The sequence below is a fragment of the Kitasatospora sp. NPDC059722 genome (genome assembly GCF_042733235.1).
Lineage (GTDB): Bacteria > Actinomycetota > Actinomycetes > Streptomycetales > Streptomycetaceae > Kitasatospora.
The window spans coordinates 1-8,175 of sequence record NZ_JBHWGD010000092.1; the positions used below are offsets into that span (position 1 = coordinate 1).

Below are 8,175 nucleotides of genomic sequence, written 5' to 3' on the forward strand. Positions count from 1 at the left end.
GGGTGTGAACCCCGGCGGACGGCGTTCGGGAGAATTGGAAAGCGTGTTGGGGGCAACCCCTCACGAGTTCGAATCTCGTATCCTCCGCCTCTGCCAGCCATGGCAGCACGAAGGCCCGGATCGCATCACGCGGCCCGGGCCTTCGTCGTTCCCGGGTTCCGGTTCCGGTCTCAGTTGTCCCGACCGCCGCCGCGGCGGCGGGGCCGCTCAGTACTCGCCGAGGGTGATGGCGGTGGCCGCCTTGTGGATGGGCTCGATGAGCTTGGCCATGATGCGCTCCTTGCCGGGCAGTCGTGCCATCAGCGAGAGCATCGCCATCGAGAACCGGACCTGGCCGCTGGTGCGCATGACCATCCGCTTGACGTTCGCCGGCCCGAGCTTCTGGTTCTGCTCGGCGAAGGGCCGCACCTGCCGTTCGTAGCCCTCGAAACCGGCCTCGTACGCGCCGCCGGCCGCGGCCAGTTCTCCCGCCAGGACGTAGGCGGCCACCAGGGCGAGACCGGTCCCCTGCCCCGACGCGGGGGAGGCGCAGCAGGCCGCGTCTCCGAGCAGGGCCACTCGCCCCTGGGACCAGCGGTCCATGTGGACCTGGCTGAGCGAGTCGAAGTAGAAGTCGGGGGCGCTCGCCATGCCTTCGAGCAGACCGGGGACCTCCCAGCCCTCTCCCGCGTAGGCGCTCGCCAGCAGGCGCTGCTGCTCGGCGCGGTCGCGGTGGTCGTAGGTCAGCGGCTCGGAGGCGAAGAGGAACATCGCCTTGGCTCCGGTGTCCCGGGCGGTGCTGTAGGTCAGTACCGTGCGGCCGGCGCCGACGTAGGTGAGCTCCTCGCGGTCCAGGTCCAGCCGGTTGGGGACGCTGAAGATCGAGATGTAGTGGCCGAGGTCGCGGACGTACCGGTTCTCCGGGCCGAAGGCCAGGTCACGGGTCCGGGAGTGCAGCCCGTCGGCGCCGAGGACGAGGTCGAAGACCTGGGTGCGGCCGCTGTCGAAGGTGACCTTCACCCCGTCGGGGCCGTCGGTGAGCGAGGCGATGGAGTCGTCGAAGAGGTACTCGACGTCGTTCTCGGTCAGCTCGCACAGGATGCGGTTCAGGTCGCCGCGCAGGATCTCGGCATCTCCGTGGACGCGCCCTCCGAAGGTGTCGCCGTCCATGCTCGCCACCCGCTTGCCGGTGGCGTCGACCACGGACCCTTCTCGCACGTCGGTGCGCAACCGACGGATCTCGTCCAGCACGCCCATCCGCCGGACCACCTCCAGCGCCGCACCACGGATGTCGACCTTGTAGCCGCCCTCGCGGATCCCGGAAGCCCGCTCCACCACCGTGGGCGTGAAGCCGTGGCGCCGCAGCCAGTAGGCAAGGGCCGTGCCCGCGATGCCGGCACCGGAGATCAGGACGTTCGTGTTCTTCATGGGAAGCCCCCCGAGTCAGGTCTGAACCGGCACTGACAGTACGGCAGTATTAGACGTTTGTGCAAGACACTTGTTCAAAACAGGTTCGGGCGGTAGCTTCGGCGAGCCGCCCACGGCCCACCTGACGGGCCGGCGGCTTTCCTGACCGTGAACGTCGCGCTGTGGCGCGCACTTGATCACGGTTCAGTTCGCAGTGTGGCGCCGCGGCCATCGGGGTGGCGTGCGCGAGGGAGAAGGGGGAAGTGCCATGGCGCAGTCGCAGGAGTCGCTGGCCGCGTTCGTCGAGGCGGCGGCGGAGGAGTACGGTCTGCCCGGCGTCGCCGTCGGGGTATGGGCCGGCGGGAAGGAGATCTACGCCTGCCACGGCGTGACGAGCGTCGACAACCCGCTGCCCGTCGACGAGCGGACGCTGTTCGTGCTGGGCTCGGTCTCCAAGACGTTCACCGCGACCGTGCTGATGCGCCTGGTCGCCGAAGGGCGCGTCGAACTGGACGCGCCGGTGCGCCGCTACGTCCCCGAGCTGGTGCTCCCGGACGAGCGGGCCGCGGCCGGGATCACCGTCCTCAACCTGCTCAACCACACCGCCGGACTGGACTGGCGGATGAACGTCGACACCGGTGAGGGAGACGACGCCCTGGCCGCGTACGTGGCGAGGATGTCCGAGTCGCAGCCGATCGCGCCGCCCGGCACCCGGGCCTCCTACAGCCAGATGGCGTTCAACCTGGCCGGGCGGATCATCGAGAAGGTCACCGGTCTGACCTACGAACAGGCCGTCTCCTCACTCCTGTTCGAGCCGCTCGGCCTGTCGCACACCTCCTTCGCGGTCAACGAGGTCATGACCCGGCGCTTCGCCGTCGGACACACCGTCGGCGAGGACGGCACACCCACCGTCGCGCGGAAGTGGAAGGACACCCGCGCCAACAACCCCGGCGGGGGCGGCGCGTCCTCGGTGGCGGACCTGCTCCGCTGGGCCCGCTTCCACCTCGGTGACGGCCGCGGCCAGGACGGCACCCCGGTCCTGCCCGCCGAAGCCCTGCGGCGCATGCGGCAGCAGACCGTCGAACTGCACGGCAGCACGCTCGGCGACGCCTTCGGCATCTGCTGGTTCCTGCGCGACGTGGACGGCGTGCGCACCGTGGGCCACGGCGGCTCCACCAACGGCCAGTTCGCCGAACTCCTCATCGTCCCCGAGCGCGACTTCGCCGTCGCCGCGCTGTCCAACGCGGGGCCCGACGGCGGCCTCGCCTTCAACCGGGCCGCCCTCCGGTGGGCGCTCGAACACCACCTGGGGCTGGTCGAGCGGGATCCGGAGCCCCTCCCCTTCGACGAGGCCCGGGCCCAGGAGGCCGCCGGGACCTACGAGAACGACGTGATGGCGCTCACCATCGCCGTCGACGGCGCCGGGCTGACGATCGCCTGCACCATCAAGCCGGAGATCCGCGCGGCCGCCGACACCGAACTGCCCGCGGACCTGCCCCCGGCCGCCCTCGGCCTGCTGCCCGGCGACGGAGACGAGTACATCGTCACCAGCGGCGGCCTCACCGGACAGCGCGGCTTCTTCACCCGCGACGACGCCGGCACGATCACCGGAGCCGACCTCGCCGGCCGCCTCTTCACCAGGACCCCGGCGGACCGGTAGCCCGATCGCAACGACGTCGTCCCGGCCACACCGCCCCTGCTCGCCGCGACGGCGTGGCCCCGGGTATTCGAAGCCCGGGGCCACGCCGTGAGCGTGGTGTCTCTGCTGTTGCGGTGCGGACTACCTGACGGCATGTCAGGCACTTGCGCCGACGGGTTCAGGCGGCCGGGGCGACGGCCAGGAGGCCGGTGGCGCGGTCCGCGGTGAGCACGCCGAGGATGAAGCCGTCCTCGTCGACGACGGGCCAGACCTCCAGGTGCTTGATCCGCATCGCGATCGCGGCCAGGGCCAGCCCCATGGTCGGCCAGGCGAACGGGCCGCGCTGGTGCGCGGTGGCGCTGATCGCGGTTCGCTCGGTGTACCAGGAACCGGCCAGGAACGCGTGGAGTCCGGTCCGGGTGACCAGGCCCTCGCACCGGCCGTCGTGGTCGCGGACCAGCAGGTACTCGACGCCGGCGCCGCGGAGGACGTCGTTGGCCTGGTCGACGGTGTCGTCGTCGGCTATCCGGTAGTCGCAGGGGTCCATGGCGTCGGCGACCGTGAGGCCGCGGTTGCGCCGTGCCGGCTGCGGGGAGTGCGTGGTCACGGTGCTCACCGTTCCCGTCTCCGGCTGCCCGCCGGGGGGCTGCCGGGCTGTCCTTCAACCAGAACGAAGCCGGAACGGGTACCGGAATGCGGGATGCCCTGGATGTCTACGACCCTACTCCGGTGGCGAGCGGCCCGGAGCGGCTCGGAGCGCACCGCCGCGGAGTAGCGTGGGAGACAACCGAGGACATTCCGCACACCGGCATCAGCGCCGACGTCGCCCTGGGTCTGACGGGTCCCTCGCGGACCGGACGGGCGGCTTCGCATGATGCCGATTCCATTCCCCAGCTCTTCCTCCTCCGGGCCGTGGACGGTGCCCGGCTCCCCGCTGCTGCCGCGGCTGGAACTCGAACCGACGATGTCGCGGGAGGGTGTCTTCGACGGAGCCTGGTGGCCCCGCTCGAACCACGTCCTCGCCGAACTGCCGGACCTGATCACGGCGCTCGGCGCCCACTTCGGGCGCATCGTCCGGGTCGGCCTCGACACCTCGGCCTGGGACGGGGTGCCCCGGTCCGTCCCGGCGAACGGCCTCACCATCCGGATCAACTGGTTCACCGGCAGCGACGCGACGATCAGCGTCACCCGGGGCTTCCAGGACCACTTCCTGCTGCTGGTGGTCCCGCCGGGCACCGCCTCGGCCACGGCCGCCTCGGCCATGGCCGGCGCCTCGGCGACCGGGAACCACACCCCGGCGGCGGAGCTCCTGCTCCGCTGAGCGGTCCGGGCAGGCGGCCGCAGCGGGGTCGGCCGATGATGGAAGCCAAGGAGAGCGCGACGTCCGGGAGCGACGTCCGAGAGCGGCGTATGGCTGTATGGCATGTCCGGGACTTCACGCCGGACGACCTCGAAGCGGTGGTCCGCCTCGACGCGGAGAGCACCACGACGGACCGCGCCGCCGTCTTCCGGCTCTCCGACGTGGTCGCCGCCTTGCAGGCACGGAACCCGAGCGTCGTCGTGGTGGCCGACGGACACCTCGTGGGCGCGGCGGTGGGCCGGGTGGACGGGGACCGCGCCTGGGTGCTGCGCATCGCCCTGCACCCCGCCTGGCGGAACCTGGGCATGGGTTCCGCCCTGCTGTCGGCGTTGGAGCACCGTCTGCGGGACGCCGGCGCCAGGATCGTCGCGGCGCTGCTGCCCGACGAGGAGACCGGGGCCACCGCACTGGTCAACTCCGGATTCCACCCCCACCGGGGCCTCACGTACTTCGAGAAGTCGGAGGCCGTGGGCGCTCAGGGCGCGACGGTCCTGGCGGCGCTCGGCGCGGTCATGCCCGAGGCCGGCCTGTGGAAGCAGCTCACGGGCATGGCCGACGAGAAGCGGCTCATCGAACGGCGTCTGGTCCTGCCACTGGCGAATCCCGGGCTGGCGGACGCCCACGGGGTGGAACCGCCCCGCGCGGTGGTGCTGTTCGGTCCGCCGGGCACGGGCAAGAGCACGTTCGCCAAGGCCGTGGCCGGCCGGCTCGGCTGGCCGTTCGTCGAGCTCTTCCCCTCCCGGCTCGCGTCCGAGGAGGGGCTGGCCACCGGACTCGGCCGCCGCTTCGAGGAGGTGGCGCAGCTCGACCACGTGCTGCTCTTCATCGACGAGGTCGAGGAGGTCGCCGGCACGCGCAGCCTCGCCGCCCCCGCGTCGGTCGGGGTGGTCAACGAACTCCTCAAGTCGATCGTGCGGTTCCGCGACCGCGACGGCCGGCTGCTCGTCTGCGCCACCAACTCGGTGACCGCCCTGGACCCGGCGTTCCTGCGGCACGGCCGGTTCGACTACGTCCTGCCGGTCGGGCCGCCCGACTCCGTGGCCCGCGACGTGCTGTGGGCCGGCTACACGGCGAAAACGGGTACCGCCGCCGACACCGCGGTCCTCGCCGAGGCCAGCGAGGGCTTCACCCCCGCCGACATCAGGCAGGTCGCCATGGCGGTCGCCCAGAGCGCCTTCGAGCGCACGCTCGACACCGGGGAACGGACCCAGCCCAGCACCCAGGACTACCTGGACGCCATCCACCGCACCCGCCCCACCGTTTCCGAGGAGATGGCCCGGGAGTTCGCCGACCAGGCGATCCGCTACGGGCGGGTCTGAGGACGCCCGCGGTTCCGGGGCCCGTCCGACGGCGCCGGGCGGAGGACCCGCCACCGCGATCATGCCCGGTCCGGGCCGGACCGGGAGTAACCTGGATGTCACCGAAGGCACTTCGCATGCCGGCACCGGATACTGGCGTCGTCTCCGGCGAACGGCAATGCCGGGCCCGACCCCGTGGGCCGGACCCGGAGACAGGTCCTCGGTCATGACCACGACACTCGATCGTGCGACGACGCCCGCCGCCCCGGATTCCACCGCACGGCTCTCCCTCGCGCTCGCGCCCCGTGGCGTGCGGCCGGGCCGGCTGGACGGGGCCTGGTGGCCCCGCTCGCGTGATCTCCTTCTCGAACTCCCCGCCCTGGCCGCCGAAATCGACGAGCGGTGGGGCCGGATCACCCGGATCACCGTGAACCCCGCGAAGTGGCCCGTCATCCCCCCGCGCATCCCGGTCGCCGGGCACACCGTCCACGCGGGCTGGTTCACCACCGAGCAGGACGAGCACACGATCGCGGTGTTCTCGTACGCCCCCCGCAGGCTGAACCTGCTGGTCGTCCCGCCGGAGACGGATGCCGTCGATGCCGCCCGGCTGATGGCCGAAGCCGCCCGTCCCGCGAACACCATGGACGCGAGCGCCCTGCTCGCCATGGTGACGGGCAGCGGAGTGCAGGCGCCGGGGCCACGCTCCGACTTCCTGCCGTCGGCCGTCGCTCCCTCCGACGACGTCGCCGAGGCGGACAGGCGGGCGGACGTCGCCCGCGGCCGGGCCGCCGCCTGGCCGGTACCCGCGTAGCCGGCGGGACGGCCGCGGCGCCCGCCACGGCGGCGGGGCCACCGCTCCGGACGGACCACCGCCGAGGGTCTGTGGTTCGTCCGGAGCGGACCGCGCGTCAGTACTCGGCGCCGGTTCGCGGGTAGCTGCCCACGGCCTGGAGCCACGCCCCGATATCCCCACGACACTCAGCCCGCGGCACTCAGCCCGAGAACCGGCACTCCCGCTGGAGCGCTTCAGCGGAGGCGCCGGGTTTCGGCCGCCGTTCGTGCGCCCCGAGGCCCTCCCGGCCGGCGGTGCGTGGCGGATGATGGGGGCAGAGACGTGAGGGGCGGCGCAGTGGTCGAGAGTGGATCCATCGGGTCGGAGGCGGAGCCTCGGCTGGGCAGCGAGGAGTCCGGGGGTACCCGGGTCGGGAGGCGGCGGCGGGGTGTCGGGCGGCGGGTGGCCGTACTCGTCGGCGTTCTCGTCGTCCTGTGCCTTCCGCCCTGGTGGACGTTGTTCGGTTCCGGGGCCGACTGGCCGTTCCCGGTCTTCCTGGCCGGCACCGCCGTCTTCGCGGCCTGGCTGCTCTCCTTCCCCTTCCTGATGGTCGCGGGCCACGGGGCGCGGCGGGCCGACCGGGCCGCCCGGGTCGCGGACACCAGCCTCGGCGTCGTCTGGGTGCTGTGGACCTGGTCGGTGCTGGGCGGTCTGGTGAACCTCGTGCTGGGCGGGCTCGACGTCGGCGGGGCCGGGCGGGCCAGGACCGTGGCCCTGGCCGTGGCCGTGGTCTCTGCCGGGCTGCTGGGCTGGGGGCACTACGAGGCGATGCGCGTGCCCCGGGTGAAGCGGCTGGACGTCCACGTCCCGCGGCTCGGCGGGGGTCTGGACGGGACCCGGGTCGTGGTGCTGGCGGACACCCACTACGGGCCGATCGACCGGGCGGGCTGGTCGGCGCGGGTGGCCGGGGTGGTCAACGCGCTCGACGCGGACGTCGTGGTCCACGCCGGCGACATCGCCGACGGCACCCCGGCCCAGCGCCGGGAGCAGTCCGCGCCGCTCGGGACGATCCGGTCGAGGCTGGCCAGGGTCTACGTCACGGGCAACCACGAGTACGGCGGGGAGGCGCAGGGCTGGCTGGACCGCATGGCGGACCTGGGCTGGGAACCGCTGCACAACCGGCACGTCGTGGTGGAGCGCGGCGGGGACGCCCTCGTGCTCGCCGGCGTGGACGACGTGACCGCGGAGTCCTCCGGCCTGGCCGGGCACCGCGCGAACCTGACCGGCGCGCTGGAGGGGGCGGACCCCGCCCTGCCGGTGCTGCTCGTCGCCCACCAGCCCAAGTACGTCCCGCAGGCCGCGGCCGCCGGCATCGACCTGCAGGTCTCCGGGCACACCCACGGGGGCCAGATCTGGCCGTTCAACTTCCTCGTCCGGATCGACCAGCCGGTGGTCCACGGCCTGAGCCGGCACGGGGAGCGCACCCAGCTCTACACCAGCCGGGGCACCGGCTTCTGGGGACCGCCCTTCCGGGTCTTCGCCCCCAGCGAGATCACCGTGCTCACGCTGCGCTCGGGCGCCGCGTAAGCGGACTCCGAGGCGGGCGAGGGGGGGGGGGGGCCCCCCGGGGGGGGGGCCCCCGGGGGGGGGGGGGCCCCCGCGGTACCGGTGAGCCCGAGACGCGGCCAACGTGACGCGGCGGGGCGGCAGGGGGGGGGAT

Annotated in this window: 7 protein-coding genes; 5 read left to right on the forward strand and 2 right to left on the reverse strand. The window is 73.0% G+C overall.

Features of this window, described 5'->3' with window-relative positions; all coding sequences use genetic code 11:
* Positions 1–207 precede the first annotated feature (207 nt).
* On the reverse strand, positions 208–1,407 hold the full coding sequence (locus ACFV4F_RS35785; RefSeq protein WP_380509010.1) for an FAD-dependent monooxygenase: 1,200 nt from the start codon (positions 1,405–1,407) through the stop codon (positions 208–210).
* A gap of 247 nt (positions 1,408–1,654) precedes the next feature.
* Between ACFV4F_RS35785 and ACFV4F_RS35790 the strand changes: the two genes are divergently transcribed.
* Positions 1,655–3,046: a serine hydrolase domain-containing protein gene (locus ACFV4F_RS35790; RefSeq protein WP_380509013.1), complete on the forward strand. Its 1,392-nt coding sequence runs from the start codon at positions 1,655–1,657 to the stop codon at positions 3,044–3,046.
* Between the two features lie 157 nt (positions 3,047–3,203).
* Here the strand turns inward: ACFV4F_RS35790 and ACFV4F_RS35795 are convergent, their stop codons facing one another.
* Positions 3,204–3,632, reverse strand: a complete 429-nt coding sequence (locus tag ACFV4F_RS35795) for a CBS domain-containing protein (protein WP_380444526.1) — start codon at positions 3,630–3,632, stop codon at positions 3,204–3,206.
* Between the two features lie 264 nt (positions 3,633–3,896).
* Here ACFV4F_RS35795 and ACFV4F_RS35800 point away from each other — a divergent pair, with 264 nt between their 5' ends.
* The 4 genes from ACFV4F_RS35800 to ACFV4F_RS35815 all read left to right on the forward strand — a co-directional run bounded on the left by ACFV4F_RS35800 (position 3,897) and on the right by ACFV4F_RS35815 (position 8,042).
* The gene (locus ACFV4F_RS35800; protein WP_380444527.1) at positions 3,897–4,346 is read left to right on the forward strand and encodes a DUF5994 family protein; all 450 of its coding nucleotides are present in this window, start codon (positions 3,897–3,899) and stop codon (positions 4,344–4,346) included.
* A gap of 89 nt (positions 4,347–4,435) precedes the next feature.
* Entirely contained in the window at positions 4,436–5,704 is a 1,269-nt protein-coding gene (locus ACFV4F_RS35805; protein WP_380509016.1) for an ATP-binding protein, read from the forward strand.
* Between the two features lie 205 nt (positions 5,705–5,909).
* On the forward strand, positions 5,910–6,494 hold the full coding sequence (locus tag ACFV4F_RS35810; protein ID WP_380509019.1) for a DUF5994 family protein: 585 nt from the start codon (positions 5,910–5,912) through the stop codon (positions 6,492–6,494).
* Between the two features lie 423 nt (positions 6,495–6,917).
* Complete coding sequence (locus tag ACFV4F_RS35815) at positions 6,918–8,042, forward strand: metallophosphoesterase (RefSeq protein WP_380509021.1); 1,125 nt, start codon at positions 6,918–6,920, stop codon at positions 8,040–8,042.
* Positions 8,043–8,175: the final 133 nt, after the last annotated feature.